We start from the raw sequence: 24,543 nt of genomic DNA, 5'->3' as shown, positions 1-24,543 counted from the left end.
TGCTGTTGGGTTTGATCGGAAATTCATTCCCATATAAAAGGAGGAATTCTCTAAAGAATTCCTCCAAACTGAAACAACATTTTAAGTTAATCCGTATAGAAGTTTTCTGTGTAATACGGTTGAAGATTCTCATTAAAAGATACTCCTACACCTAGATATTCATAATCTTCACGAAGGATATTCTCTCTATGTCCTAGTGAGTTCATTAACCCTTCATGTGCAAATATGCTGCTGAATTGACCTGATGCAAGATTTTCACCAGCAATCCGGAAGACAAGTTGATCCTCTTTCATTCGATCAAATGGAGATTGCCCTTCTAAATTGTTATGGTCAAAATAATTATTCTCGGCCATATCATCACTATGTTTACGAGCTGTTTCTTTTACATGGTCATCCCATGTTAGTGCATTAATTCCTCTGCTCACTCTTTCTGCATTCGTGATATCAAACAACTGATATTCAAAACCAACCATTAATTCTTCATTCGGTTCACCATAAAAGCCGTCCTTTTCAGATTCGAGAGAATGACTAATGATTTGCAGTGCTTTAACCTTATCATCATTATGCTGATCATAAAAAACGGTAACATAGCTGTCATTTAATTCAAAAATATCATAGTCACGGTTTTCCTCAAATTGATAGTAGGTAAAACCTTTTCTTATTTTCGATAATGGAGTTCCTAACTGTTCAAGAACCTCTTTTTCCGCAGTACCAAATGCAATGTCATAGGTTGAAGAGATGACATCTTGGTTTGAGTATAATCCTGCAGCGGCATCATCCAGATAAGTAACCATTACAAAGTTGTGGTAATTGTCATGGTAGGTGTGCCATTCTTGACCATACTCGTTTGTTGTCGTCCGCTGTGGTTTGCCCAAATTATTTTCAATTTGTGATCGGGAATCACCGATCTCTAGATTCAGGATCGAAAAAGCTTCAGCATCTGGTGCGTTTAGATCGGGTTTATCAACTGGCAGTGCTTCTTGCTCCTGTTCTTGATCGGAGATGTCCTTGAGTGAAGCAACAATATCGCTGAAGAGATCCTCTGCATTTTGTAAGAATGAACTGAAAAACGAGGAGACTTCTTCATTTTCTTTTAATGCAAAGAAATCATTCTTTAGATTTTCCAGAACAGAGGCATCTGCTTGTTGCTCAGATTCATTTGTGAGTGTCGGCCAAGCTGTATACAAAACAGCAACAAAAATAGTTAATAGAATTAATTTACGCACTTGTTCACCTGCTTAGAAATGATTAATTCATTACATCATGTAAATTGTCGTTATACAAGAGGATTTAGACGTTTTTCCTCCTTCCTTTTTTACCCTTAATCGAAAGAATTTAAAACACAGTCATGAACCTTTTGTTTTTTCAGCATTTAAATGGGTAACATAAGAGAAAGAAGAAACCTGTTATGAATGAAGAGAGGGATAAAATGAAACTGACACCAGAACAAAGAATTGAATTGCATGGATTTAATAATTTAACAAAATCATTAAGCTTCAACATGTATGATATTTGTTATACGAAAACCAAAGAGGAAAGAGAAGCATACATTGAATATATTGATGAGCAATATAATGCAGAAAGATTAACCTATATTTTAAAAACTGTATCCGATATTATCGGTGCACATGTGCTAAATGTTGCTCAGCAGGATTATGTTCCACAGGGAGCTAGTGTGACAGTACTAGTTTCAGAAGGGCCGGTTGTAGAGGTTCCAACTGAATCTTTTGACGAGTCCCCTGGGCCGCTGCCAGATTCTGTTGTCATGCAGCTTGATAAAAGTCATATTACGGTTCATACATATCCTGAATATCACCCTGATGAAGGAATTAGTACCTTCCGGGCAGATATCGATGTATCAACGTGCGGAGAAATTTCTCCATTGAAGGCTTTAAACTTTTTAATTCATTCCTTTGATACAGATATTATGACGATTGACTATCGAGTGCGTGGGTTTACTAGGGATAAGGATGGTCAGAAGCTATATATTGATCATGATATTAGCTCGATCCAAAACTATATCCCTGAAGAAGTTAAAGAAGAATTTGATATGATCGATGTAAATATATATCAAGCGCACACCTTTCATACAAAATGTAAGATTAGAGATTTCGACTTGAACAATTATTTATTCGGATATACTAAGGACAAACTTACTGACCAAGAAGAAAAAGAAATTACAGAACGTCTGCAGACAGAGATGGATGAGATATTCTATGGAAAAAATATACTTTAAAAACGAACGGTCCAGATTGGACCGCTCGTTTTTTTTGATTTTATTCCTATTGCCATTTGTCCGATATGGTCTGTATCCGGATGTGTGTAAATAACGATATCAATCATATTCATACTCAGGATTTGCAGATATTCTATTACTTCGTCTCCTGTGAAGTCACCTGCGTCAATGAGCATGCTATAATCTCGATCACGATCCGCGAACTGATCAAAGGCTGTTTCAACTTGGACTACACCCATTTGGTTTACAGCTATTTAATATCATTTGACATTAATTCGTTAATTTTATATTCAAGCTGCTCAAGCTTCATTTTAACCGCGTCCATTTTCTTCTGCAGCTCATCCAGCTGAAAACGATCTTTTTGCTTAGAAGAATATTTATCAGCTGATTTTTTTTGTGTGGACATTTGCGATCACCTTCCCATTCTGAATTAATCCTATTGTGTGAACAGCCAGCGATACAAACCAGCACTTTAAAATTTTTTGATGAAACCCGTGCAAAAGGGATTGTATATTATTAGCAATTACCCTTTTTTCGCTAAAACATGTAAGAGTAACGGTTATTTCCAAAATTGCCACCAATTTTTTTGAGGAGCTTCTTCAGCTGCAGCAGTTTTTCGAAAAGATTCAATGAAGTTTTGAAAACGATCTTCTCTTTCACGAACTTGCTGCCAGTACATTTCTCGTTCTTTTTGGATTGACTCTATGTATATTTCCCGATCTGCATTTAATGTTTCAATTAATGTGCTCATTTCACCGCTCGTCACTTCAGCTGAACTGGATATATAGTGAATCATTGTTTTAAATTCCTCAGAGGAGGCTTCGGATGATTCAGATATTCTTTTTGTCAATGCATGAAAGTGTTCGGAATGACGTTTCGAAGCTCTCGAAACCCGTTTAGACAACGTTCCGACTACTTCGGAGGTTTGTTCCGAAGACTGCTGAATTCGATCGGAGAGAGAATGGATCTCAGCCTTCGTTTTTTCACTGGATTTATAAATGGAATCTGAGAGGTTTTTTACCGTATAAAGAGCGCCTTTTGAAATTTCTCTTTTGACCTCATCAACCACTTCCTTGCGGATACTCATGACGATTTCGTTTTTTATTTCACTTAATAGTTCTGTTTTAAATTCTTCAATGGCTGTTATTTGATTTTCAGACTCTTTTATTTCATCTGATTTGCTTGCTTCGAGCTGAAGGTGGGCGTGTAACAGCTGATGGATCATTTTTTGACTCAAATTATTATCACGCATTTCTTTAATTTTCGTCAGCAGTTTTATTTCATGATCGGTATAAAACCGTGCCCCATTTTTGGAGCGGGGAATCTGTAATAACCCTTTTAGGTCTTTTTCCCACTGTCTTAGTGTACCAGCAGGTACTCCAATTTGTTTTGAAACCTCATTAATCGTATATGCTTTAGTAAATTGGTTAGTCATAGGTTTTCGCCCTTTCAATGTTAGATAGATAGTATGAATGATTCGGAACCTGATTCCGAATTCCCGTTTTATACGTTAACTTATTCAGCAACTCTATTGTCTTTTTCCTGCATGACGACAAAACCTCTAAAAACAAGACGAAATTCAGCAAGAAGAACGAAAAACTGGTGAAAAAAGGAATTCAGTGTCCGAAACAAACGAAAAAAGCTGCCATAATCGGCAGCTTAATTTGCATCCAACAAAGAGCGTGGATATTCGACAAAATACGAGGAATTCCGGGGCGTCACTGTGACAGCCTTCGAAACAACCACTTCAAAAAAGGCGGAATAATAAAGTATATAAAAAATATGCGAAAGAGCTGATAGCTTGTTACTGTTGAAAGATCTGCGTTGACTTCATGTGCCATGATCGCCATCTGGTCCATCCCGCCTGGTGCAAGGCTTAGAAAGCTTGTTGGTGCAGAGAGCGGCAGGATTTGCCTTAATCCAAAACTCATTAATAAAGAGCCGCCAATAAGCACGATACTGCTGATGATTGCCAGAATAAAAATTTTCCGCTTATTTTCTAAATGTTTCGGCTTCATTAGCATGCCCACATAACAGCCGATTGAAAGCTGAGCGAGATCTAAAACAATCGCAGGAATACTAGGGCCTTCGAGACCGGTTAATCCTAATAAGGCGGTTGCTGCAAGAGGACCAAGCAAATAAGGGGTTGGGGATTTTATTCGCTTGCCTAAAAGTGTAAAAAGAATCGCTGCAGGAATGTATATAAGCAAGGGTAAATAGTTATCCATTCCACTGGAGCTTAAAGCAGAATAGCTTTCAGCAGCATTTTGGTGAAATAATGGCCCAAAGAGCAGGAAAGGGACAGTAACAACGATCATGATCACTCTTGTTACTTGTAAAAAGGTGACTACTGTAAGATCAATACCCTTTACCTCTTCAGCAAATACGAGTATTTGCGATAAGCCTCCCGGTATGCTTCCAACTAAAATAGAAGGATAATCAATCCCGGTCATTTTTGAGATGAGTTTGGCAGTAAAGCCGCAAAAAAGGATCAAAACAACCGTGAATGTCAGCATATACGGCAAGCTGGTCCCCATCTGGATCATACTCTCCTTAGTAAACGAAAGCCCCATTGAATAGCCGATAATCATGATGCTAATATCCCGAAACTTCGCTGGAAAAACAGGAGTTACCTTACTAAAAGAAGAAAAGAGCAAAGTGGCAGCTAAAGGACCAAGCAGCCATGGAACAGGTATGCCAATAAATGAGAAGAGCAGAGCTCCCAGGACAGCTAAGCTTAGTGTTAAAATGATATTTTTGCTCTTAATGCTATTCATAACAAACCTTCTTACCTACATTTATTTCAAGTCTCGAAAAATATGTTACTATTTTAACATATTGCCGCTTTACTTGCTTCATTCCCTGCCATCATTGATATAATGAAATGGTACATAGAGAATAATTAGATGAACATTCATACTGAGAACGATTATTTTAAGCGGGGGGAGAATAGGATAATGTTTTTAAAGCGGGTTTCACTGCTTTTTGGAGCAGATGATGATTTAAGTAAATATCCATTTACGATTCCATCCATAAAAAACTTCAAAGAACTGCAGTTAGAGAAAAGAGTTACTTTTTTCGTTGGTGAGAATGGATCAGGTAAATCGACACTTCTTGAAGCTATTGCAGATAAATGTGAATTTAACACAGCGGGCGGAGGCAGAAATAATTTATTTGATGTCGATCAAGCTGAATCTGCACTTGGGGAGAATATTCGTTTGTCTTGGATGCCTAAAGCGACCAATGGATTTTTTTTGCGTGCTGAATCTTTTTATCAGTTTGCTTCACATATTGATCAGTTAGCAAAAGAGCATCCAATGATATATAACCAATATGGGGGGAAATCTCTTCATCATCAATCACATGGTGAATCGTTCTTAACCTTATTCCAGCATCGTTTCAATGGAGAGGCACTCTATTTGTTAGACGAACCAGAGGCCGCTTTATCACCTGCAAGGCAGCTGGCATTTTTGCGAATCATTCATGATTTAACGAAAACAGAAGATTGTCAATTTATCATTGCAACACATTCACCCATTCTTCTGGGTTATCCAGATGCAGATATTTTTAGTTTTGATGACGGGGAAATTAGGAAGGTTGCCTATGAAGATACCGATCATTTTCAAATAACAAAGTATTTCTTGGATAATCGCGATCGCTTTTTACTTGAGCTGTTTAAAGAAGAAAATGGTGAAGATATGTAAATTTTATATTATTCTTTTCTGATTTTTTTGTAAATAATGTAAAAAAAAGCTGATTCTTAGAAAAATGTTGACCTTTCCTTTTATAATAGGTGTAGAAAAGGGAGGTATGCTAAGACATGTTGGGTTCTAAAAACACACCAGAAATTAAATTAATCGCCCTTGATATGGATGGCACACTGCTGAATAGTGATGGAGAAGTTTCTCCTGAAAATAGGGCTGCCATAAAAGAAGCTAAGAAAAAAGGGATACATATTATCCTGAGTACTGGAAGATCTAAATTATCCTGCAATGAATACGCAAAATCCCTGCAGCTGAATTCCTATTTAGTTACGGTAAATGGCAGTGAAATTTGGGGGCCGTCTGGAGAGCTGGTACAAAGAAATAATGTAGATGCTGAATTAGTTCAATGGATGTGGGAATTATCAAAAACACACAGCACAAAGTTTTGGGCAATTGGCTGTGAAGGGGTTTGGCATAATGAAATGCCTGATAACCTGTTAGAGATTAATTGGCTGAAATTTGGCTTTGATATTGAGGATGACCATATTAGAGAAGAAATAAAAATACAATTATCCGAAAAAGGTGCTCTTGAAGTTACAAATTCAAGCTTAACCAATTTAGAAGTAAATGCACTTGGAATCAACAAAGCGATGGGGATAAAGGCTGTATGTGAAAAACTTGGCGTTTCCATTGACAATGTCATGGCATGCGGGGATAGCTTAAATGATATTGCCATGATTAAAGAATCCGGCTGGGGTGTAGCCATGGGCAATGCTCAAGAGATTCTTAAGCAAACAGCAGATGCAGTAACAGAACATCATAATCATGATGGAGTTGCCAAAGCGATTCGTAAGTGGGCGCTAGGCAAACCTGTTGAAGTATTTTCATCATAATGTACAGTAAAAAACCAACAGACCAAATTGGGCCTGTTGGTTTTTGTTTTAACACTTAAGCTTTTGCTTCGTCTTTCTCATAAACTGGCACCCAGCCTTCTTGGGTAATGAAAAGTCGGATTGCCACAACCTTACGATCATCAGCTAACGTGAAGTAATGTCTAGTATTTTCAGGTACAGAAATCAAATCACCAGGATTTAAATGGACTTCAAAAAACCGGCTGTCTTTTCCCTGAATAACAAAGACTCCATGGCCACTCACAATAAAACGAACTTCATCATCTGTATGATGATGCTCTCTCTGGAAATTTGTTAACAGCTCTTCTAAATTTGGAGTGTTTTCAGATAGTGAAATGATGTCCGCAGCTTTATATCCCCGTTTTTCAGAAATCTCTTTAATTTCATCATGAAAAGCGTCAAGGATCGACTGTTTATCATCATCTGATAGATTGAATTTTTCATGCAATTCACCATCCAGTTTAGCCATATTCCAATTTTCATAGATAACTTCCTGACTTTCTAAAAATGCCGCAACCTCTGCTTGCTCTAAAATAACTTCCTCTGAATTTTGAAATTGAATAGTAGCCATTAATTTTTTCCTCCCGTCAATTGTAAAAGTTTTAATTTATATTGAAATAAAAATTCACTTGCTTCCAATAATTTTTTTGCCTCAAATCCGTTCCTGCCCCAAACGGTGATGCCATGATTACGGATTAGAACAGCTCCTTTATCACTGTTTATATGTTCCTTAAATGCTTCAGCTAAACGCGGGATAGAGGCATAGTTATTGATAATAGGGATGGTAAGAACGGCATCTTCTTCCCATAAATCAAAAGCCTTAATTAGCTCTTGATCCTGAAATTCCACTTGGCCATTCTCTCCATAAAGTTCTGAGATTACATTGTTAGCCACAGTATGTACGTGCAGGCTGCAGCCGGCATTACTTTGACGGTATATAGCAGAATGGAGCAATGTTTCAGCAGAAGGTTTTAAGTTTGTATCTTCAACTGGCAGACCTTCTAAATTGACCAGTAAAAAATCCTCATTCGTTCTTTGTTTTTTATCTTTACCGCTTGCAGTTACATAAAAATGTGAAGAAGTATCACTTACTTTTATGGCTAAATTTCCGCTTGTGCCCATAAACCAATCTCTTTGAGCCAATTCATCTTTTATGTCTGCTAATTCATTCCACTTTTGTTCATATAGATTCATATTTTTACCTCAATCATTTCTTCTAATTTATTAATAATGTCGTAGAAGTTATGGAATGACTGGTAAGGAATGTCATATTGTTCACATTTTTTGATAAGAAAGTCTCTGGCGAATACATGGTTTGCCAACTTTGCTGCCTGCAAATCGGTAATTGAATCTCCGATCACAATTGTTTCCATGTCTTGATCTGAAAGTGAACGAATAATCGATGGCTTGCAGCATCCGCATCCTTGGGAAGAACATAAATCATCACATGAATGAGGATAAACGATGTTAATCTTCTCACCCGAAAACTCTGCATGATTGCAAAATATGTTCTCAAAAGGTCCATAGGGTTCTAATACAGGATGTAAGAAGAAATCAATTCCCCCGCTGACAATGTATAACGGAATATCGTGTTTTTGAGTAAATGAAATAAATTCACCAAAGCCTTCACGAATTTTTGCATTTTCTAAAACATAAGAAATAATTTCATCTTTAAGAGAGGAGGGCAGCAGTGAAAATAATTGTTTGACACCTTCCTGGATGGATAGCTCCTCGTTTAAGATGGCATTTTTGATTTCATTCGCTTCAGCAGAAGCGAACTTTTCCATAATCATAATAATATTGTCACTTTCAGTAATCGTGCCGTCAAAATCGCAAAATATAATTGGATTCACATTCATACAACTCCCCATAAGTCTAAAGCCGATTTTAATTCTTTATGCTGAGATGCTGCCTCCTCAAGTGTAATGCCTTTTAATACTGCGTCGACAGCTTGCCGGAATGCTTTACCTCCTCCAATGGCGCCCTGGGGATGGCCGTGTACTCCTCCGCCGGCATTGATAATGCAATCTGTTCCAAAATCATTGATTAGCTTAGGCACTAAACCGGGGTGAATGCCCGCAGATGGTACTGGAAATGCTGCCGCCAAGGAAGATTCCTCCCGCAATGCCTGAGCGATCCTTAAGGTTTCATCTCGGGGCATTGCAACACTTCCATATGGGGAAGGGAATAAGGAAAAATCTGCTCCTGCATAGCGGACTAGTTTTCCAAGCGCTAATGAACTTGACAATCCATAGAAGTCTGAAGAAATGAATGCTCCGCTAAACGCAGGGTGTGCCATTAAAGGCAAGGCAATTTCATCGTCTTCAGCTAATTCCTGGAGTACATCCAGCCCATATGTATGAACATTAAAAAGAAGTGCATCTGCTCCGAGCTCCTTTGCCTTTCTGGCTTGGTCACGCAACTTAGATGTCCGCCCAGTTAAGTTGACTGCATATAGAGTTCGGTGTCCAGTTTCCTCGTAAACATTCTGCAAAATTTCTCTCGATGACACAATGCGTTCATTAAAAGGAGTAAGCTCGTTCTCAAATAAGATTTCATCATCTTTTACAAGATCTACTCCGCCTAATGCTTGATTTTTCAGCTGTTCATTTAAAAAAGGTAAATCCCTGCCAATAACTCCTTTAAAAATACTCATGACAAGTGGCCGATCAAATACTCCAAGCGACTCTCTTATCTGGGAAATTCCAAAGCGGGGACCAGGAAAGTGAGCTGTTATATCTGAATCAAACTCAAGGTCCAAAAGTTTTATTTCTCCGTCTAAAGAGAGCTTGCCAAAAACAGTTGTTAAAATGGCAGGCAAATCAGCGGTAAAGTTGGCGGAAGGATAAGCAATTTTTCCTTCTGCCCTTACTTCACCAAAGCGGGAAGGGTGCTCATCATCATAGAATTCTCTCACTGACACAACTCTGCCTTTATGTTTTCTTAACTGTTCCTGATCGACAGCGGGGAGATCTGTCCAAGATCCTACAGTTAATCCAAGGGCAATACTTTCAAGTTTAGCTTCCAGTTTTCCGGGCTTTCCGTATATTTGATAGGTTGCAATGATTTCACTCATATAAATCTCTCCTAAACACTTTGATTATAGGGTTTTGTGCAGCATTAGGATAATAGCTGAAAAGCAAAAAACCTCTTCACATAAGAAGAGGTTAATAAAAGTATTAACAGCTTCTTATCTTCCAGCTAATGCTGCAAGAATTAGCACCGTGTCCATTCATTTGGATCGGTTGCCGGGTATCATCGGGCTCGTCCCTCCACCTGCTCTTGATAAGAAAATGAAATTTTATAAATTAACTGAATATATCCCGTATTATTACATCACCAATTCATTCTGTCAATTATGAATTTTTAAAATTGAGGTTATCAGATTATACGATCGAAAACTGAAATTATTCTTGAGAATAAGTTAAACAACGCTAGTGCCTTTTAGGGTAGCTGTTTAAGATACATAGTATGGAGGATGCAGCTGAAAAATGATCAAAATATTGTATGCAGAAGTAATTTTTCAAACATATGTGGCTTAGTAAATAAAAAAACATTTGACATATTCAGAAAAGTGGTGCTAACATTTTCCTCAAGTAAACAACTTGAATATGTGATTTACACTCTTATCCAGAGCTGGCGGAGGGAAATTTGGCCCGATGAAGCCCAGCAACCGACCGTAATATCGTTGTGAGACGAGGCGCAGTTAAATCGCGCCAGAGGGCACGGTGCTAATTCCATTCAGAGAGAAATCTTTCTGAGAGATAAGAGGCGATAGATAATTTCGATTGCCTCTTTCTGATGAAGGAGGCATTTTTAATTTTGCGAAAAAAAATGCCGGCTTCATAAAACTCAGCAATTACATTGAGAGGAGTGGCGGCATGGCCATATTAGCAAAACAATCATACGAAAGCTTAACAGAGGATACAGCAATTCATTTAGCAAAAGAACTGAACCTTTTTCCTGAACACGCATCGTTATCTTGCATTGAAATAGGTGATGGGAACTTAAATTATGTCTTCAAGATAAGTGATAGGATAACAGGCTCAAGTGTCATTATTAAACAGGCACTTCCATATGCAAAAGTTGTAGGAGAAAGCTGGCCGCTGACGATTAAGAGGTCAACGATCGAAGCAAACGCTTTAAAAAAACATGGTGAATATGTGCCCCATCTAGTTCCAAAAGTGTTTGCAGCAGATGAACATTTAGCCATTACCGTTATAGAGGATTTATCACATTTAGAAATAGCTAGAATTGGACTGATCAACGGAGCTGAGTATCCTAATCTATCACAGGATATTGGAGAATATTTAGCAAAGACACTTTTTTTCACCTCTGATTTTGCACTTCATCCTTTTGAAAAGAAACGTCTTGCAGCACAATTTTCAAACCCGGAACTATGTAAAATCACGGAGGACTTAGTTTTTACAGATCCATTCTTTAACCATGATTCGAATGATTATGAACCGGAGCTTGCTGAACTAGTTTACGAACTATGGAAAAACACAGAGCTAAAGGTTGAAGCAGCTAAATTGAAAAGGTCATTTGTAACAGAAGCAGAATCCCTTTTACACGGAGATTTGCATACGGGCAGTATTTTTGCGGGCCCTGCAGAAACAAAGGTCATTGATCCGGAATTTGCTTTTTATGGTCCTATTGGTTTTGATGTCGGCCAGTTTATCGGCAACTTACTATTTCAGTCTATTGTCAGAACAGGTGTAAAAAGAGACATGATTCATACTCACATAAGAACGACTTGGGATGTTTTTTATTCCACGTTTTCTGAATTATGGGAAAGTCATAATATTGAACCTTTTTCTAAAACAGAAGGAGTGAAAGAGGATTTTTTACAAAAAGTTTTCAGGGATACTTTAGGGTTCGCAGGCTGTGAACTGATCCGCAGAACAATCGGACTATCTCATGTAAAAGACCTGGATGGAATTGAGCCTAAAGATCAAAGAATTTTGTTTAAGAAAAGGGCCATTGAACTTGGAACGACACTCATCTTAAACAGAAGCCAATGGACTTCTATTACAGACCTCATTGGCAGATTGGAGGAGGAAATATCATGACAATTCCAGTTTCAATTCTTTGGAATCAAGATCAACTAACCATTTTAAATCAGCAAAAGCTGCCGCATGTTATTGAATATATACATTTAGACACAATAGAAGCAGTTTTTGATGCGATTATCAGTTTAAAGGTTCGAGGAGCACCTGCCATCGGAATCACAGCTGCATATGGTTTGGCAATCGGAGCAAGTCAATTCTCAGCAGAAAAGTTAGAGGACTTTCAACAGGAGCTTCATGAACAATACATTTACTTAGCAGGTTCCCGGCCAACTGCTGTGAATTTATTTTGGGCTCTTGAAAGACTAATGAAAAAAGCAGAGACTGCGAAAACAGTGGAGGAAGCAAAGGCGATCCTTTTAGCTGAAGCAATAGCTATTCACAAAGAGGATGAGGAACATTGCCGGAAGATTGGTGAATATGCACTGTCTGTACTTGGTGATTACAGAAATGTTATGACCATTTGCAATGCAGGTTCTATTGCCACTGCAAAATATGGAACAGCACTGGCACCTTTTCATTTAGGTGCAGAAATTGGCAAGGAGTTTCATGTTTATGCATGTGAAACAAGACCCGTATTTCAAGGATCCCGTCTAACGGTTTGGGAGCTGCAGCAATCAGGGGTAGAGGTGACATTAATTACCGATGGCATGGCCGCTCACACAATTCAGGCAAAAGGAGTGCAGGCCATCATTGCAGGTGCTGATCGTATAGCAGCAAATGGAGACAGTGCCAATAAAATCGGTACATTGGGATTGGCTATTTTAGCAAAAGCTTTTAAAATTCCGTTCTATATTGCTGCGCCATCATCAACGTTTGACTTAAATCTTGCAGACGGTACACAAATTCCAATTGAAGAAAGAGATGAGAAAGAAATAACTCATATTGGAGAAAGCAGAATTGCGCCAGAAGGAACGCTGGTATATAACCCTGCATTTGATGTGACCCCTAATGAATACATAACGGGGATTATAACAGAAAAAGGGATTATCTATCCTGATTATCAAAAAAACATTCACAATACCCTTGGTGAGCAAATTGGAGAGGAAGTATCACAATGAAAAAACCTTTAACACTGGTGTTTATAACGATTATTTCACTACTTGTCTTATTAACAGGGTGTCAGCCCAAAGGGGAAAGCGCAAGTGAGCCTGCAGGCGGAAAGGTTTCTGCAGATGAAAAAGAGCATCCTCTAGCCAATAAAAAAATAGCTCTCATTATGCAAATCAATTTAGGAACATTTTCAGCTCAATACATTGAAGGTGTAAAAGAGCAGGCAGAAAAATTCGGAGGAGATGTGACCGTTTTTACTTCTGAAGGTGATTTGGCGAAAATGGCTTCTAATTTGGATGCAGCAATCAACCAAAAATTTGATGGGATCTTAATTGATCACGGTACAAAAGAAGCCTTGACTGCAGGCATTGAAAAGGCAGAGGAAGCAAATATTCCTGTAGTCGTTTTTGATGCTGACGTAGAGGTTGAGGGAGTTCCTGTCTTACAGCAGGGTGATGAGCAAATGGCTGAAATGACATTAAATAAGCTTGCAGAAGATGCTGGAGGAAAGGCGAATATCGTAAAAATATGGGTAGCAGGCTTTGCTCCAATGGAACGCCGGCAAATTGCTTATGAACAATTTATGCAAAGCAACCCGGACATAAAAGAAGTTGCATCATTTGGTGCTGCAACTGCCAATACAGCGCTGGACACTCAATCACAAATGGAAGCAATATTAAAGCAGTTTCCAAATGAAGGAGATATCACAGCAGTGTGGGCTGCCTGGGATGAATTTGCCAAAGGAGCCGTTCGTGCGCTTGAACAGGCAGGTCGCACGGACATTAAAGTTTATGGCATCGACATGAGTGATGAGGACCTGCAGATGATTCAAGCAGAAAATAGCCCATGGGCAGCAACAGCAGCTGTTGATCCAAAGGATATTGGACGTATTCAAGTCCGCTATTTATATCAGAAAATCAATGGAGAATCACCAGAAGACAAAATCATTTTAGATCCTGTATTTGTTGAAAAAAGCAAACTGCCTGATCATTCTATTACAACTGGAGAACTGCACGAGTATATTGATGGCTGGGGAGTAAGTGATCAAGGCTACACAGCTGATCTTAAAGAACTGGAAGGCAAATAAATAGTTACAAACTATCTTTCTATTTAAATCTGAGCTGTCTATGAAAATAACATGTAGGCAGCTCCTTACATGTAGAGGTGAAATTCTTTGGCAAACGAACAAATACTGAGAATGAATCATATTGAGAAAACCTTCGGAAAATCAAAAGCTTTAGATAAAGCTTCCTTTAATTTGAGAATGGGTGAGGTTCATGCTCTCCTGGGTGCTAATGGAGCGGGTAAAAGCACTCTGATGAAAATCTTGTCTGGTGTTTATGAGCCTGATGCTGGAGACATTGTACTGCATGACCAAGCTGTTGTTTTTAAACATCCTAAATCTGCAAAAGACCATGGTGTCTTTTGTGTGTATCAGGAAGTAGATACTGCCATTGTTCCTGATTTATCTGTTGCTGAAAATATCTTGCTCGATACCTTCGCAGCTGAAAAGAGTATGTGGGTTTCGAAAAAGAAGCTGCATAAAGAAGCGAAGCTGGTTTTAACACAGCTGCAAGCAGATACAATTGATGTAGAGCGGCCGGCATTCGAGCTCTCATTGGCTGAAAAACAGCTGGTGTTAATTGCCAGGGCTATGATTTCACAAGCAAAGATTATTATTTTTGATGAGCCGACTGCTCCCTTATCTGTCTTCGAAGCAGATCGCTTATTTCATATCATCTCTCACTTAAAAGAACAAGGAGTAGGCTGTATTTATATTTCGCATCGATTGCCGGAAGTGTTTAAGATCAGTGATCGGATAACAGTCATGAAGGAAGGCAGGAATATAACCTCTGGACTAACAAAAACGATGTCTCAAGAGCAGGTAGTAGAAGCTATGCTTGGAAAAGTATTAGAACAATTTGCAGAGACAAAGGGTAAATCAATTGGAGATTGTTTGCTTGAGGCAGAAAGAATTTCTGATGGAAGAAAGCTCCGGGATTTGTCTTTTACTGTTTCAAAGGGAGAAGTGTTAGGAATAGCAGGTTTAGTTGGAGCTGGGAAATCAGAGCTGGCCAAAGCGATAGCCGGCGCATCACCGTTAAAGAACGGAATGTTAAGAAAGTCTGGCAGGAAATTGAATAACAAACATCCGCAAGATGCGATCACATCAGGTATTGTGCTTGTGCCAGAGGAGCGACGGAAGGAAGGCTTGTTTATACAAGAGTCACTTCGTATAAATACTACTTTTCCAAATCTAAAAAGATTTTCAAGAGGCTCAATTTTACAGAGAGCGAAAGAATCAGCATTTGCCAGCTCAGTAATATCAGCATTAAATGTGAAAACAGGCAGCACAGAAACACGATTACACCATTTGAGCGGAGGCAATCAGCAAAAAATTGCAATTGGGAAATGGATGTCTGTTCAGGCTGAAATCTATTTATTTGATGAGCCTACTAAAGGCGTAGATATTGGGGCAAAAGGAGAAATTTTTAGTTTGATTCATCAGCTTGCTGAGGAAGGAAAAGGAATCATTTATTTTTCGAGTGAAATTCATGAATTACTGGCCATCTGTGATCGGGTGCTCGTTATGTATGATGGGGCATTTGTGAAGGAGTTTTCACGGTCACAAGCAACACAGGAAAAAGTGCTGCTGTATGCCAGCGGGGGAAGGGAAGAGCTAATAGATGAAAGAAAAGAGCATACAATTTCTATTTAAATATGGAGCCATTCTTTTACTTATTTTCATTATTATATACTTTAGCATAATTAGTCCTGCTTTTTTATCTTACGGAAATTTTACAGATATTTTAAGATCTATATCCATTGTAACCGTTCTGGCGCTCGGAGTGACCTTTACATTAGTTGTGAATGGATTTGATTTGTCGGTTGGTTCCACTATGTCATTGTCTACCGTTATAACAGCCTCATTAATGGTGTGGTATGATATGCCGTTATGGCTTGTTCTTATTTTGCCAATAGCAGTTGGGGCATTAGTTGGGTTATTTAACACTCTTTTAATTGTGGTCATAGGGATTCCGGACTTGCTTGCCACACTTAGTACCATGTATATCGTGGCCGGGCTGCATCGCACCTATACAGAAGGGTACTCTATTTATAATCATATGCCGCTCACTTCTGGAGGAACGGCTATTGGAGAACTTTCAGAAGCCTTCCTTTGGATTGGGCAAGGCAAGGTAGCGGGGCTTCCTGTGCCAGTTTGGCTTATGATAGGACTGATCGCTTCAGCTTATTTATTCTTAAATCATACGAGATGGGGCCGGATTTTTTATATGACTGGCTCAAATGAAGAAGCAGCAACGTTGTCAGGGGTAAAGGTTCGTAGGGTAAAACTGGCTGCATATGTTGTGTCCGGAATTTTTGCTTCAATTGCAGGCATTTTATTTACAGCTCGAGTAGGATCTGGTCAGATTGATGCTGGTGCCCCTCTATTAATGGAAGCTGTGGCAGCAGTGTTTGTAGGATATTCGGTATTAGGAGCAGGTAAACCAAATGCACTTGGGACCTTTTTTGGAGCTGCTGTTATTGGAATTCTCTTAAATGGACTGACCATCTTAAATCTTCCTTACTATGCATTCGATATTATTAAAGGCAGTGTCCTTGTATTGGCGCTTGCTGTCACGTATGTGTATGCAAAGAAGCGGACAGCTGCATAATAAATAGAAAAATAGAAAGCGAAAAATGCCTTCTTGCAGCATTTTTCGCTTTTTTTTGAGTGAATTATACTATGCAATTCTAATGGTTAGCTCTAACTCGATTTCTACATTGCCTTTCAAAGCCCTTGAAATCATACAGGAAGACTCTGCTTTATGTGCGAGTTTTTCTGCTAATAATCTTTGTTTATCCGATGCATCTGACTCTAATACCAGCACCGGCTTATGAATAATCTTTTTATAAGTAATAATTCCCTTTTCTACTTCCACCATGCCAACTGAGTCCATTGAAAGCATCTTCTTATTGATTTTGCTTCGCTCCAGCATGGCGGCTAATGTAATGATATAGCATGTAGCGGCAGCTCCAAGGAGCATTTCATCCGGATTTGTTCCTATACCTGGTCCATCCATTTCTGGCGGTATAGAAATTTTGGTGGTTAACCCTTTTGTTGTTAAATCTCCGATGTCATTCCTCGTTCCTGGCCAATTTGTATGTAAATGAAATTCATGAAGCATTACATCTTCTCCTTTCAAACACCACTCATAATATAGACAGTGATTCTTCAGTAGATATTATCATATCAAAAAGAAGGTGCAGAAAAAAATTGTATGATTAGAAGCAGCCTAATGAATTTATTATAAATGCTAACCTTTTAAAAATACTCTTTATCATGTAAACTATTTTTATACATCGTTAAGTTATTTAGGAGGATCCTGTGAATTTAGTAGATTGGTTGTTTAAAACAAGAAATACTTTAACAGAATTTATTGCTGTTTGTATTGGTTTCTTTTTTGCTATTCTAATTCCAAATTTATTAGATTTCAGCAGGGTACAAACGGTTTTATTTATTGTTATGGTTTTTTTATTAACGCGAGCTTTGGAATGGATTTTTGCTAAGGCTGCCGGTGAGCGGGACCGGAGCATCCCTTTTTTTTATTATTATGGCATGATTATCTTTATTCCGGCTCTAGTTTATCTATCCGTTGTTTTCTTCAAATAAGCTGCACAGTAAGGAGTTATTAACAGCATGAAATTGGTTTCTTGGAACGTAAATGGAATAAGAGCATGTGTAAAAAAAGGTTTTCTAGATTATTTTCAAAATGTGGATGCTGATATTTTTTGCATTCAGGAGTCTAAACTGCAGGACGGTCAGATTGAACTGCAGCTAGAAGGATATCATCAATATTGGAATTATGCAGAAAGAAAAGGATACTCAGGAACTGCTGTCTTTACAAAAGAAAAGCCGTTATCCGTTTCTTATGGGGTTGGTGAAAACGTTTCTGAAGAGGAAGGACGAATCATTACCCTCGAATTTAAAGATTTTTATCTTGTCAATGTGTACACGCCAAATTCTAAAAGAGATTTAACACGGCTTTCATATAGACTTGAGTGGGAAGAAGAAATTCGCAAATATTTAATAGAGTTAAATTCAGTCAAACCTGTTGTGTATTGTGGTGATTTGAATGTTGCACATGCAGAGATCGATTTAAAAAACGCAAAATCGAATCATGGCAACTCCGGGTTTACCGCAGAGGAACGAAGTAAGATGACAAACTTACTTTCAAGTGGATTTATTGATTCTTTTCGATATATGTATCCTGACAAAGAAGGAGCATACACATGGTGGTCCTACATGGCGAAAGTAAGAGAACGCAATATTGGCTGGCGTATTGATTATTTTTTAGTATCTGATAGCCTTAAAGAGCAAATTATAGATGCTGATATACATTGCGATATTATGGGCAGTGACCATTGTCCCATCATGTTGGAATTATCTTAAATAAAGGGAAAGACGTTTCAGAAAGCGTCTTTCCACTGTTAATGATTATAGTACATACACCAAGTGAACCGACTATTAAAAAACGCTAAAGAATATGATATATAAGGAGAATGAAATGATGATTAAAGATACAATTGGTCAATTTCGTTTAATGGGATTTATTGAAGGCGCTTCCTTGTTAGTTCTGTTATTTATTGCGATGCCTTTAAAGTATGCTGCTGGAATTCCAGAGGCAGTGCGGATTGCCGGTTCTTTGCATGGCTTTTTCTTTATTTTATATCTTTTTGTTATTGCTTTTGTAACAATAAAAATAAAATGGTCATTTATTTGGGTTCTTAGTTCGGTAGCGGTAGCATTTATACCATTCGGGAATTTTATTTTAGATCGTTATTTGGTGAAATCCTCTTATCATCATCAGTAAATCCTCTTGCCACAGTAGTTAACTGTGGTTTTTATATTTTTAGATCCCCTTCTTCGCAAAAAACCTTCTTTACTATACACAATTGTTGAATTAAGAGAATGGAATATAAAGTAATGACTTATACTATCTATATCCAATATATGGAGTGGATAGAATGAATGAAGCAGCTGTCGTAGCGGTGAGATCAATTATTGCGTTTGGTTCCCTGCTGATATTCGCCCGTTTTCTCGGCAAACAGCAAGTGAGCCAGATTACTTTCTTTGATTATATATTAGGCATAACAATTGGCTCGATTGCGGCAAACTTGACGACAGACTTAACAAGTGAAGCTTGGCCGCATTGGATTGGACTTATTACTTGGACCTTTATGGTGTTAATCCTCCAAGTCGTCACCTTGAAATGGAGAAAAGCCTCTGTTTACTTAGACGGAGAACCAGCCATCGTTATTATGAATGGTAAAATAATGGACGGAGTGATGAAGAAACTCAGATATCGAATTTCTGACTTACAGGAGCAATTAAGAGAGAAGGGCGTTTTTAATCTTGCGGAGATTGAGTATGCAATAATCGAGAAAGATGGACAAATCTCTGTGTTGAAAAAATCGGAATATATGCCTCTAACTGCAGAAGATGTCCATTTGAAACCAGCTTATAAAGGATTAGGAACTGAATTGATTTATGATGGAGTTATCATAGAAAATAATCTGCAGGCTGTTAAACATACAAAGAATTGGCTGGAGGATAAAGTAAGGGAACAAGGTTATCAGAAAAACATCTGACATATTTCTTGCGATCCTTGATCCTTCTGGTTCTTTATTTATAGACGGCTATCATGACGATTTTCAGCATTTCACAGATATAAGTGATTACAAGGGACTTCAATAATATGAGACATTTTATTTTATATAAACTGTTGCCAATATGCATTCTTCTCTTTTTTATAGCTATAATGCAGTCAGGAATGACTTTAAAACAGCCATTTTCTAAAGATGAAGATATTTTATTTTATATCGGAGCGATTGAATCAAATATACTCTCAGAACAATGGGATATTGCTTCAGCAGAATTAAAAAAACTAGAAAAAGCATATAACATTGTAAAAAAAAGAATACAATATAGTGTTGAAAGAGACGAGCTTGATTCATTTACGACTTGTATAGAAAAATCAGAAGGATATATTCAAGCGCATGAGCAAGGCGGTGCTTTAGCTGAATTAAATGAAGCACGGAATTTATGGGATGGTTTAGGAAATTAATCAAATTTTTCTGCTGCATTCATATGGATCACTAAACTTATAAAAGATCAAGAATTTATGATTTGCGCGGAATAAGAATGTACAATTAATTTAAAAGCCTGAGAATTCACTGTAGAAACAGAATTCTTCGGCTTTTTATATTTAGTGACCATCAAATAATAATTGCCAGAGAAAAAAGAGAAACAAAACAACCTACTTCAGCCATTATGAAAAAGAATGGCATATGCAAAATATGATCAGTTAATTATGTGTTTTAGTGATTTGTTAAAACCAGCAATCATATGATGAATTGTACTAAAATTAAATCCCTTAAAAAAATTCAAAGGGATTTGTTAGCTTTTGTCGAATTGATTATGAGCTGAAGCTGATATTTACTAGAGTAATAGGGCTTATAGTAAGGATTAGAGCTGCTGAGTAATTATAAATGGGGTTGGTGACACATAATGAATGACGAACATGATTTTAGAGAACACGCCGGATTTTGGATCAGACTTGGAGCTGTACTTCTTGATGGTCTAATTATTCATATTCCAATTGCATTTATCTTCTTCTTAATAACAGGAGACATTAACACGGATTGGACAGAGACATGGGAATATACGCTCCTCAATGAAGCTTATTTAACGATTGTGCCGGTGTTATGGGGAGGATATGTTATTGGAAAAAGAATCTGCGGCATAAGGATCAAAAGAATGGATGGGAAAAAACTGACGCTGCTCACGATGATTTTACGTGAAGTGATTGGGTTATACCTGCTAACAATGGTCACGTTTGGGATATCAATGATTGTCAGCGCCATCATGGTAGGAGCAGGAAAACAAAAACGAGGTTTGCATGATTTAATCGCAGGCACATATGTAGCTCGCGACAATTACTGATATTAATGAAGTAATTATAATAAGAAAAAGCCAGATAGCAACACCATTTAACGGTGATACCTATCTGGCTTTTTGTATGAAACCTTAACAACAATCACTGTACGATATTTGGCGGTTTTTTATCTCGGACTTCTTGAACCTCCAAAACATCTAACAAGAATACAAACACCGGAATACCGACAATCAGTCCCCAGACACCAAAGAAATGCTCAGAGAAGATCAGGACGATAAATGTATAAAAAACAGGTAAATCTGTTTTTGATGACATAAGCTTAGGGTTTAATATATAAGCTTCAATCGCATGGATAATCATAATGACGATTAAGATATAGATCACGTGCATTAGTCCGCCAACCGTGTAAGCGATGGTACATAGCGGGAATAAAGATATGATCACTCCTGCAACTGGGATTAATCCTAGGAAGAAGATTAAAATTGACAAGCCCATTAGATGTGGAAAATCCATAATCCAAAGTGCAAATGTAGTCAGTACACAGTTTACAGTTGCAATAATAAATTGAGCCTCAATTACTTTACCAAACGTTTTAACAAATTTTGAACCAAAAAAAGCAATCTCATTATAAAATGCGCTTACTTTGCTGCTCTTAAACTTCTTTGTAAATTGAACTAGTTTTGGCTTTTCAATAAGGAAGAATAAGCTTAAAATTAATGAAATCATGATGTGCATTCCAATTTTGCTAACGTCAGAGAAGTACTTCAGCAGGAATGTAAATCCTTGTTCCAGATAGCTTGTAATTTCGTTTCTTGCCAGCATTTCTGTTAAGTAGTTCAATATAGGATTATCATGCTCTTGAGTAAAGAACAGCTCAAGCTGATTAACGAGCTGAGAAATCTCAAAGATGATTACAGGCAGATATTTAACTATACCGACAGAAAGTAGTCCGATAATGGACAAATAGAGTATTAGAACCGTTACAGTGCGATTAATATTCACTCTTTTCTGAACTAAATTCACTAATCTGTCCATGAGAAACGAGAGTATAAACGTAAGCAAAATGACATTAATCATGCTTTTTAGTAAAAACAAAGCAACAACAAGAATGCCAAATATGATAAACCTTTTTAAACCATTATTCTCAACCCATGCTTTAAATGTATTCATTAATGTTGTTTTCCCCCAGTGCAGATAAGATCCCCTTTTAAAAGTTATGAAAGTGTTATCTTTTTATTCATCATAGCACAACTTGCTCATTACTTCTCAAGAGATGTTTCAACAATATAAAGATTGTTACTATTATTTTATATTATTTTAAATTGTTTTCATATGCAAAAGTGTGATGTCAGAAAAAAAACTAGAGAATTAGTTAGCAATATGCCTGTTGATTGGAACGGATGGGTGCGAGACTCCTGCGGGACGAGTGGGGAGCTGAGACCCCGCAGGAGCGCAAGCGGACGAGGAGGCTCAGCACCTGCCCCGCCGGAAAGCAGTACCCAGGAGTGGAAATCACTTAAAAACACTGCGTAATAGCGACATAGTTTGCGATATTAAATAATAATCAATTATTTGTCAAGTTTTTTACGATCCTTATTGATATTAACGCTTTATTAAACTAAAATATGATATTAGTATGATTGTTGAACATTGTCATTTATTGAAGAAACAGCAATCATGAATTATTTATATAAAAAGGAGAAATAAATGGGAGAGAATACGATAATTCGTTTTGAACATGTGACAAAACAGTATGATGACGATTCTCCTGTTCTGCAGGATGTGTCTTTTGAAATTGAAAAAGGAAAGTTTTATACACTGCTTGGTCCGTCTGGCTGTGGAAAAACAACTGTTCTTAAGCTAATTGCCGGCTTTATTGAGCCAACAAAAGGCAATATTTATTTTAATGGCAAGGTTATTAACAATTTGCCTGCAAATAAACGTCAAGTTAATACTGTTTTTCAGGACTATGCTTTATTTCCACATTTAAATGTGTTTGAGAATATAGCGTTTGGATTAAGAATTAAGAAAATCAAAAATGATGAAATTACACGTAAAGTAAAAGAAGCTTTAAAGTTCGTCAACTTAGAAGGCTATGAGAATCGCGAAATTAAAGAAATGTCAGGCGGTCAGCGGCAGCGTGTTGCCATCGCGCGTGCTATCGTAAATGAGCCCGAAGTGATCCTTTTGGATGAACCACTCTCAGCACTTGATTTGAAGCTTAGAACGGAAATGCAGTATGAGCTGCGCGAATTACAGCGGAACTTAGGCATTACCTTCATTTTTGTAACTCATGACCAAGAAGAAGCATTGGCTATGTCTGATGAAATATTTGTTCTTAATGGCGGTAAAATTGAGCAAAGCGGCACACCTACAGATATTTATGATGAACCAATTAACCGGTTTGTTGCAGACTTTATTGGGGAATCGAACATCGTCTCCGGAACAATGCTGGAAGACTATGTTGTAAAATTCACTGGAAAAACCTTCGATTGTGTGGATGCTGGGTTTAATAAATCGGAAGATGTTGATGTTGTCATCAGACCAGAGGATCTTGAGATCACACTCCCGGAAAAAGGGAAGCTGCAGGTTAAAGTTGATTCACAGTTATTTAGAGGTGTACACTACGAAATCAGCTGCTATGATTCAGAAGGAAACGAATGGCTTGTTCATTCAACAAAGAAGGCCATTGTTGGAGAGGAAATAGGGTTATTTTTTGAACCAGAGGCCATTCATGTCATGAGACATGGTGAAACAGAAGAAGAATTTGATAAGCGTCTGGAAGCTTACGAAGAGGTAAACGGATGAAGAACAGATCACGTAATTTCTACCTGATTCCTTATGTGATTTGGATCGCACTGTTTGTCATTGCACCTCTGTTTCTGGTCTTATATTATTCTTTTTTCAATATAGAAGGAGAATTTACGCTTTCTAACTATCAGAAATTCTTTACGCCAGTCTACTTAAAAATGACCTTCAGTTCATTTTGGTATGCGTTCCTTATCACTTTATTTACTTTATTAATCGCATATCCAACTGCCTATTTACTGACTAAGACAAAGCATAAGCAGCTTTGGCTGCTGTTAATTATTGTTCCTTCCTGGATCAATCTTCTTTTGAAAGCTTATGCTTTCTTAGGGATCTTTGGAACATATGGGGCAGCAAACAGTATCTTAGAAGTGATTGGAATTGGAAGCCAGCAAATACTCTTTACTGACTTTAGTTTTATTTTCGTTTCGGTATATATATTCCTGCCATTCATGATCTTGCCGATTTTTAATGCGCTGGATGAATTAAATCCATCTTTGCTGTATGCATCAAGTGATCTTGGTGCCTCACAATGGACAACATTTACACGTGTTATTTTCCCATTAACATTAGATGGAGTAAAAGCAGGCTGCCAAATCGTCTTTATTCCTGCACTATCACTATTCATGCTGACTAGACTGATTGCAGGAAACCGTGTCATTACGCTTGGAACTGCGATAGAACAGCATTTCCTTGTAACGCAAGACTGGGGCATGGGGTCAACCATTGCTGTGTTTTTAATTTTGGCTATGGTGCTCATTATGATCTTTACGGGTACTAGGAAAAAGGGGGTACTCTAAA

Annotated in this window: 27 protein-coding genes and 2 riboswitches; of the genes, 16 read left to right on the top strand and 11 right to left on the bottom strand. The window is 37.7% G+C overall.

Annotated features, from left to right (window positions below; translation table 11 throughout):
- Positions 1–86: 86 nt before the first annotated feature.
- Positions 87–1,226, bottom strand: a complete 1,140-nt coding sequence (locus tag J1899_RS12740; protein ID WP_214474155.1) for a CAP domain-containing protein — start codon at positions 1,224–1,226, stop codon at positions 87–89.
- A 203-nt stretch (positions 1,227–1,429) separates the two neighbouring features.
- Here J1899_RS12740 and speD point away from each other — a divergent pair, with 203 nt between their 5' ends.
- Complete coding sequence (gene speD, locus J1899_RS12735) at positions 1,430–2,236, top strand: adenosylmethionine decarboxylase (protein WP_066451569.1); 807 nt, start codon at positions 1,430–1,432, stop codon at positions 2,234–2,236.
- Here the strand turns inward: speD and J1899_RS12730 are convergent.
- From J1899_RS12730 to J1899_RS12715, 4 genes are all read right to left on the bottom strand, one after another.
- A complete protein-coding gene (locus J1899_RS12730) occupies positions 2,233–2,475 on the bottom strand; it encodes an MBL fold metallo-hydrolase (protein WP_214474152.1) in 243 nt (80 codons plus the stop codon). The genes speD and J1899_RS12730 overlap by 4 nt on opposite strands.
- A gap of 11 nt (positions 2,476–2,486) precedes the next feature.
- Positions 2,487–2,642 carry a hypothetical protein gene (locus J1899_RS12725; protein ID WP_156495761.1) on the bottom strand — a complete coding sequence of 52 codons (156 nt, stop codon included), beginning with the start codon at positions 2,640–2,642 and terminating at the stop codon, positions 2,487–2,489.
- Between the two features lie 153 nt (positions 2,643–2,795).
- Positions 2,796–3,671: a MerR family transcriptional regulator gene (locus J1899_RS12720; RefSeq protein WP_214474150.1), complete on the bottom strand. Its 876-nt coding sequence runs from the start codon at positions 3,669–3,671 to the stop codon at positions 2,796–2,798.
- Between the two features lie 283 nt (positions 3,672–3,954).
- Complete coding sequence (locus J1899_RS12715) at positions 3,955–5,013, bottom strand: AbrB family transcriptional regulator (RefSeq protein WP_066444989.1); 1,059 nt, start codon at positions 5,011–5,013, stop codon at positions 3,955–3,957.
- 180 nt (positions 5,014–5,193) lie between these two features.
- Between J1899_RS12715 and J1899_RS12710 the strand changes: the two genes are divergently transcribed.
- Positions 5,194–5,940 (top strand): AAA family ATPase, encoded by a 747-nt coding sequence (locus tag J1899_RS12710; protein ID WP_214474149.1) that lies wholly within the window; start codon positions 5,194–5,196, stop codon positions 5,938–5,940.
- Between the two features lie 116 nt (positions 5,941–6,056).
- Positions 6,057–6,833 carry a Cof-type HAD-IIB family hydrolase gene (locus J1899_RS12705; protein WP_214474147.1) on the top strand — a complete coding sequence of 259 codons (777 nt, stop codon included), beginning with the start codon at positions 6,057–6,059 and terminating at the stop codon, positions 6,831–6,833.
- Positions 6,834–6,888: 55 nt separating this feature from the next.
- Here the strand turns inward: J1899_RS12705 and J1899_RS12700 are convergent, their stop codons facing one another.
- The 4 genes from J1899_RS12700 to J1899_RS12685 are packed head-to-tail and all read right to left on the bottom strand — an operon-like array spanning position 6,889 to position 9,927.
- Positions 6,889–7,422 (bottom strand): 1,2-dihydroxy-3-keto-5-methylthiopentene dioxygenase, encoded by a 534-nt coding sequence (locus J1899_RS12700; protein ID WP_214474144.1) that lies wholly within the window; start codon positions 7,420–7,422, stop codon positions 6,889–6,891.
- Positions 7,422–8,045, bottom strand: a complete 624-nt coding sequence (locus tag J1899_RS12695) for a methylthioribulose 1-phosphate dehydratase (RefSeq protein WP_214474141.1) — start codon at positions 8,043–8,045, stop codon at positions 7,422–7,424. The genes J1899_RS12700 and J1899_RS12695 overlap by 1 nt, the downstream gene beginning before the upstream one ends.
- Entirely contained in the window at positions 8,042–8,704 is a 663-nt protein-coding gene (locus tag J1899_RS12690; protein WP_425514976.1) for a 2-hydroxy-3-keto-5-methylthiopentenyl-1-phosphate phosphatase, read from the bottom strand. Before J1899_RS12690 ends, J1899_RS12695 begins: the two co-directional genes overlap by 4 nt.
- A gap of 2 nt (positions 8,705–8,706) precedes the next feature.
- On the bottom strand, positions 8,707–9,927 hold the full coding sequence (locus tag J1899_RS12685) for a 2,3-diketo-5-methylthiopentyl-1-phosphate enolase (protein ID WP_214474122.1): 1,221 nt from the start codon (positions 9,925–9,927) through the stop codon (positions 8,707–8,709).
- Between the two features lie 111 nt (positions 9,928–10,038).
- A riboswitch (SAM riboswitch) is annotated at positions 10,039–10,143 on the bottom strand.
- 331 nt (positions 10,144–10,474) lie between these two features.
- Positions 10,475–10,622: riboswitch (SAM riboswitch) on the top strand.
- A gap of 110 nt (positions 10,623–10,732) precedes the next feature.
- On the opposite strand from J1899_RS12685, the gene mtnK reads away from it, so the two are divergent.
- The 5 genes from mtnK (at position 10,733) to J1899_RS12660 (ending at position 16,650) form a co-directional block, all read left to right on the top strand.
- Entirely contained in the window at positions 10,733–11,923 is a 1,191-nt protein-coding gene (gene mtnK / locus J1899_RS12680) for an S-methyl-5-thioribose kinase (RefSeq protein ID WP_214474103.1), read from the top strand.
- Positions 11,920–12,981, top strand: a complete 1,062-nt coding sequence (gene mtnA, locus J1899_RS12675; RefSeq protein WP_214474101.1) for an S-methyl-5-thioribose-1-phosphate isomerase — start codon at positions 11,920–11,922, stop codon at positions 12,979–12,981. The genes mtnK and mtnA overlap by 4 nt, the downstream gene beginning before the upstream one ends.
- Complete coding sequence (locus J1899_RS12670; protein WP_214474099.1) at positions 12,978–14,060, top strand: sugar ABC transporter substrate-binding protein; 1,083 nt, start codon at positions 12,978–12,980, stop codon at positions 14,058–14,060. Before mtnA ends, J1899_RS12670 begins: the two co-directional genes overlap by 4 nt.
- An 87-nt stretch (positions 14,061–14,147) precedes the next feature.
- Positions 14,148–15,692, top strand: a complete 1,545-nt coding sequence (locus tag J1899_RS12665; protein ID WP_343216718.1) for a sugar ABC transporter ATP-binding protein — start codon at positions 14,148–14,150, stop codon at positions 15,690–15,692.
- Positions 15,661–16,650, top strand: a complete 990-nt coding sequence (locus tag J1899_RS12660; RefSeq protein ID WP_066445016.1) for an ABC transporter permease — start codon at positions 15,661–15,663, stop codon at positions 16,648–16,650. The genes J1899_RS12665 and J1899_RS12660 overlap by 32 nt, the downstream gene beginning before the upstream one ends.
- 69 nt (positions 16,651–16,719) lie before the next feature.
- On the opposite strand, the gene J1899_RS12655 is transcribed toward J1899_RS12660, so the two are convergent.
- On the bottom strand, positions 16,720–17,163 hold the full coding sequence (locus tag J1899_RS12655) for an OsmC family protein (RefSeq protein ID WP_214474097.1): 444 nt from the start codon (positions 17,161–17,163) through the stop codon (positions 16,720–16,722).
- Between the two features lie 200 nt (positions 17,164–17,363).
- Between J1899_RS12655 and J1899_RS12650 the strand changes: the two genes are divergently transcribed.
- From J1899_RS12650 to J1899_RS12625, 6 genes are all read left to right on the top strand, one after another.
- Positions 17,364–17,648, top strand: coding sequence for a hypothetical protein (locus J1899_RS12650; protein ID WP_214474095.1), 285 nt, complete (start codon positions 17,364–17,366; stop codon positions 17,646–17,648).
- A 27-nt stretch (positions 17,649–17,675) separates the two neighbouring features.
- The gene (locus J1899_RS12645) at positions 17,676–18,428 is read left to right on the top strand and encodes an exodeoxyribonuclease III (RefSeq protein WP_214474093.1); all 753 of its coding nucleotides are present in this window, start codon (positions 17,676–17,678) and stop codon (positions 18,426–18,428) included.
- 118 nt (positions 18,429–18,546) lie between these two features.
- A complete protein-coding gene (locus tag J1899_RS12640) occupies positions 18,547–18,849 on the top strand; it encodes a DUF3817 domain-containing protein (protein WP_214478831.1) in 303 nt (100 codons plus the stop codon).
- Between the two features lie 154 nt (positions 18,850–19,003).
- The gene (locus J1899_RS12635) at positions 19,004–19,627 is read left to right on the top strand and encodes a DUF421 domain-containing protein (protein ID WP_214474091.1); all 624 of its coding nucleotides are present in this window, start codon (positions 19,004–19,006) and stop codon (positions 19,625–19,627) included.
- Between the two features lie 107 nt (positions 19,628–19,734).
- Positions 19,735–20,103: a DUF4363 family protein gene (locus tag J1899_RS12630; protein WP_214474089.1), complete on the top strand. Its 369-nt coding sequence runs from the start codon at positions 19,735–19,737 to the stop codon at positions 20,101–20,103.
- Positions 20,104–20,546: 443 nt separating this feature from the next.
- A complete protein-coding gene (locus J1899_RS12625; RefSeq protein ID WP_214474087.1) occupies positions 20,547–20,981 on the top strand; it encodes an RDD family protein in 435 nt (144 codons plus the stop codon).
- Positions 20,982–21,075: 94 nt separating this feature from the next.
- On the opposite strand, the gene J1899_RS12620 is transcribed toward J1899_RS12625, so the two are convergent.
- A complete protein-coding gene (locus tag J1899_RS12620) occupies positions 21,076–22,104 on the bottom strand; it encodes an AI-2E family transporter (RefSeq protein WP_214474085.1) in 1,029 nt (342 codons plus the stop codon).
- A gap of 537 nt (positions 22,105–22,641) precedes the next feature.
- Between J1899_RS12620 and J1899_RS12615 the strand changes: the two genes are divergently transcribed.
- Both J1899_RS12615 and J1899_RS12610 read left to right on the top strand, forming a co-directional pair.
- Positions 22,642–23,742 carry an ABC transporter ATP-binding protein gene (locus J1899_RS12615; protein WP_066445041.1) on the top strand — a complete coding sequence of 367 codons (1,101 nt, stop codon included), beginning with the start codon at positions 22,642–22,644 and terminating at the stop codon, positions 23,740–23,742.
- A complete protein-coding gene (locus J1899_RS12610) occupies positions 23,739–24,542 on the top strand; it encodes an ABC transporter permease (protein WP_066445045.1) in 804 nt (267 codons plus the stop codon). The genes J1899_RS12615 and J1899_RS12610 overlap by 4 nt, the downstream gene beginning before the upstream one ends.
- The last annotated feature ends 1 nt before the right edge of the window (position 24,543 follow it).

The organism is Cytobacillus gottheilii, assembly GCF_018582665.1.
Classification (GTDB): Bacteria; Bacillota; Bacilli; order Bacillales; family Cytobacillaceae; genus Cytobacillus; species Cytobacillus gottheilii.
Note: the sequence above shows the minus strand (reverse complement) of the source record. Positions and strands in the feature narration are given on the sequence as shown.

What these genes read in the sequence shown, in the direction of transcription:
- speD (WP_066451569.1), top strand. Translation starts at nt 1,430, where the DNA reads ATGAAACTGACACCAGAACAAAGAATTGAATTGCATGGATTTAATAAT.
- J1899_RS12730 (WP_214474152.1), bottom strand. Translation starts at nt 2,475, where the DNA reads ATGGGTGTAGTCCAAGTTGAAACAGCCTTTGATCAGTTCGCGGATCGT.
- J1899_RS12725 (WP_156495761.1), bottom strand. Translation starts at nt 2,642, where the DNA reads ATGTCCACACAAAAAAAATCAGCTGATAAATATTCTTCTAAGCAAAAA.
- J1899_RS12720 (WP_214474150.1), bottom strand. Translation starts at nt 3,671, where the DNA reads ATGACTAACCAATTTACTAAAGCATATACGATTAATGAGGTTTCAAAA.
- J1899_RS12715 (WP_066444989.1), bottom strand. Translation starts at nt 5,013, where the DNA reads ATGAATAGCATTAAGAGCAAAAATATCATTTTAACACTAAGCTTAGCT.
- J1899_RS12710 (WP_214474149.1), top strand. Translation starts at nt 5,194, where the DNA reads ATGTTTTTAAAGCGGGTTTCACTGCTTTTTGGAGCAGATGATGATTTA.
- J1899_RS12705 (WP_214474147.1), top strand. Translation starts at nt 6,057, where the DNA reads ATGTTGGGTTCTAAAAACACACCAGAAATTAAATTAATCGCCCTTGAT.
- J1899_RS12700 (WP_214474144.1), bottom strand. Translation starts at nt 7,422, where the DNA reads ATGGCTACTATTCAATTTCAAAATTCAGAGGAAGTTATTTTAGAGCAA.
- J1899_RS12695 (WP_214474141.1), bottom strand. Translation starts at nt 8,045, where the DNA reads ATGAATCTATATGAACAAAAGTGGAATGAATTAGCAGACATAAAAGAT.
- J1899_RS12685 (WP_214474122.1), bottom strand. Translation starts at nt 9,927, where the DNA reads ATGAGTGAAATCATTGCAACCTATCAAATATACGGAAAGCCCGGAAAA.
- mtnK (WP_214474103.1), top strand. Translation starts at nt 10,733, where the DNA reads ATGGCCATATTAGCAAAACAATCATACGAAAGCTTAACAGAGGATACA.
- mtnA (WP_214474101.1), top strand. Translation starts at nt 11,920, where the DNA reads ATGACAATTCCAGTTTCAATTCTTTGGAATCAAGATCAACTAACCATT.
- J1899_RS12670 (WP_214474099.1), top strand. Translation starts at nt 12,978, where the DNA reads ATGAAAAAACCTTTAACACTGGTGTTTATAACGATTATTTCACTACTT.
- J1899_RS12660 (WP_066445016.1), top strand. Translation starts at nt 15,661, where the DNA reads ATGAAAGAAAAGAGCATACAATTTCTATTTAAATATGGAGCCATTCTT.
- J1899_RS12655 (WP_214474097.1), bottom strand. Translation starts at nt 17,163, where the DNA reads ATGCTTCATGAATTTCATTTACATACAAATTGGCCAGGAACGAGGAAT.
- J1899_RS12645 (WP_214474093.1), top strand. Translation starts at nt 17,676, where the DNA reads ATGAAATTGGTTTCTTGGAACGTAAATGGAATAAGAGCATGTGTAAAA.
- J1899_RS12640 (WP_214478831.1), top strand. Translation starts at nt 18,547, where the DNA reads ATGATTAAAGATACAATTGGTCAATTTCGTTTAATGGGATTTATTGAA.
- J1899_RS12635 (WP_214474091.1), top strand. Translation starts at nt 19,004, where the DNA reads ATGAATGAAGCAGCTGTCGTAGCGGTGAGATCAATTATTGCGTTTGGT.
- J1899_RS12630 (WP_214474089.1), top strand. Translation starts at nt 19,735, where the DNA reads ATGAGACATTTTATTTTATATAAACTGTTGCCAATATGCATTCTTCTC.
- J1899_RS12625 (WP_214474087.1), top strand. Translation starts at nt 20,547, where the DNA reads ATGAATGACGAACATGATTTTAGAGAACACGCCGGATTTTGGATCAGA.
- J1899_RS12620 (WP_214474085.1), bottom strand. Translation starts at nt 22,104, where the DNA reads ATGAATACATTTAAAGCATGGGTTGAGAATAATGGTTTAAAAAGGTTT.
- J1899_RS12615 (WP_066445041.1), top strand. Translation starts at nt 22,642, where the DNA reads ATGGGAGAGAATACGATAATTCGTTTTGAACATGTGACAAAACAGTAT.
- J1899_RS12610 (WP_066445045.1), top strand. Translation starts at nt 23,739, where the DNA reads ATGAAGAACAGATCACGTAATTTCTACCTGATTCCTTATGTGATTTGG.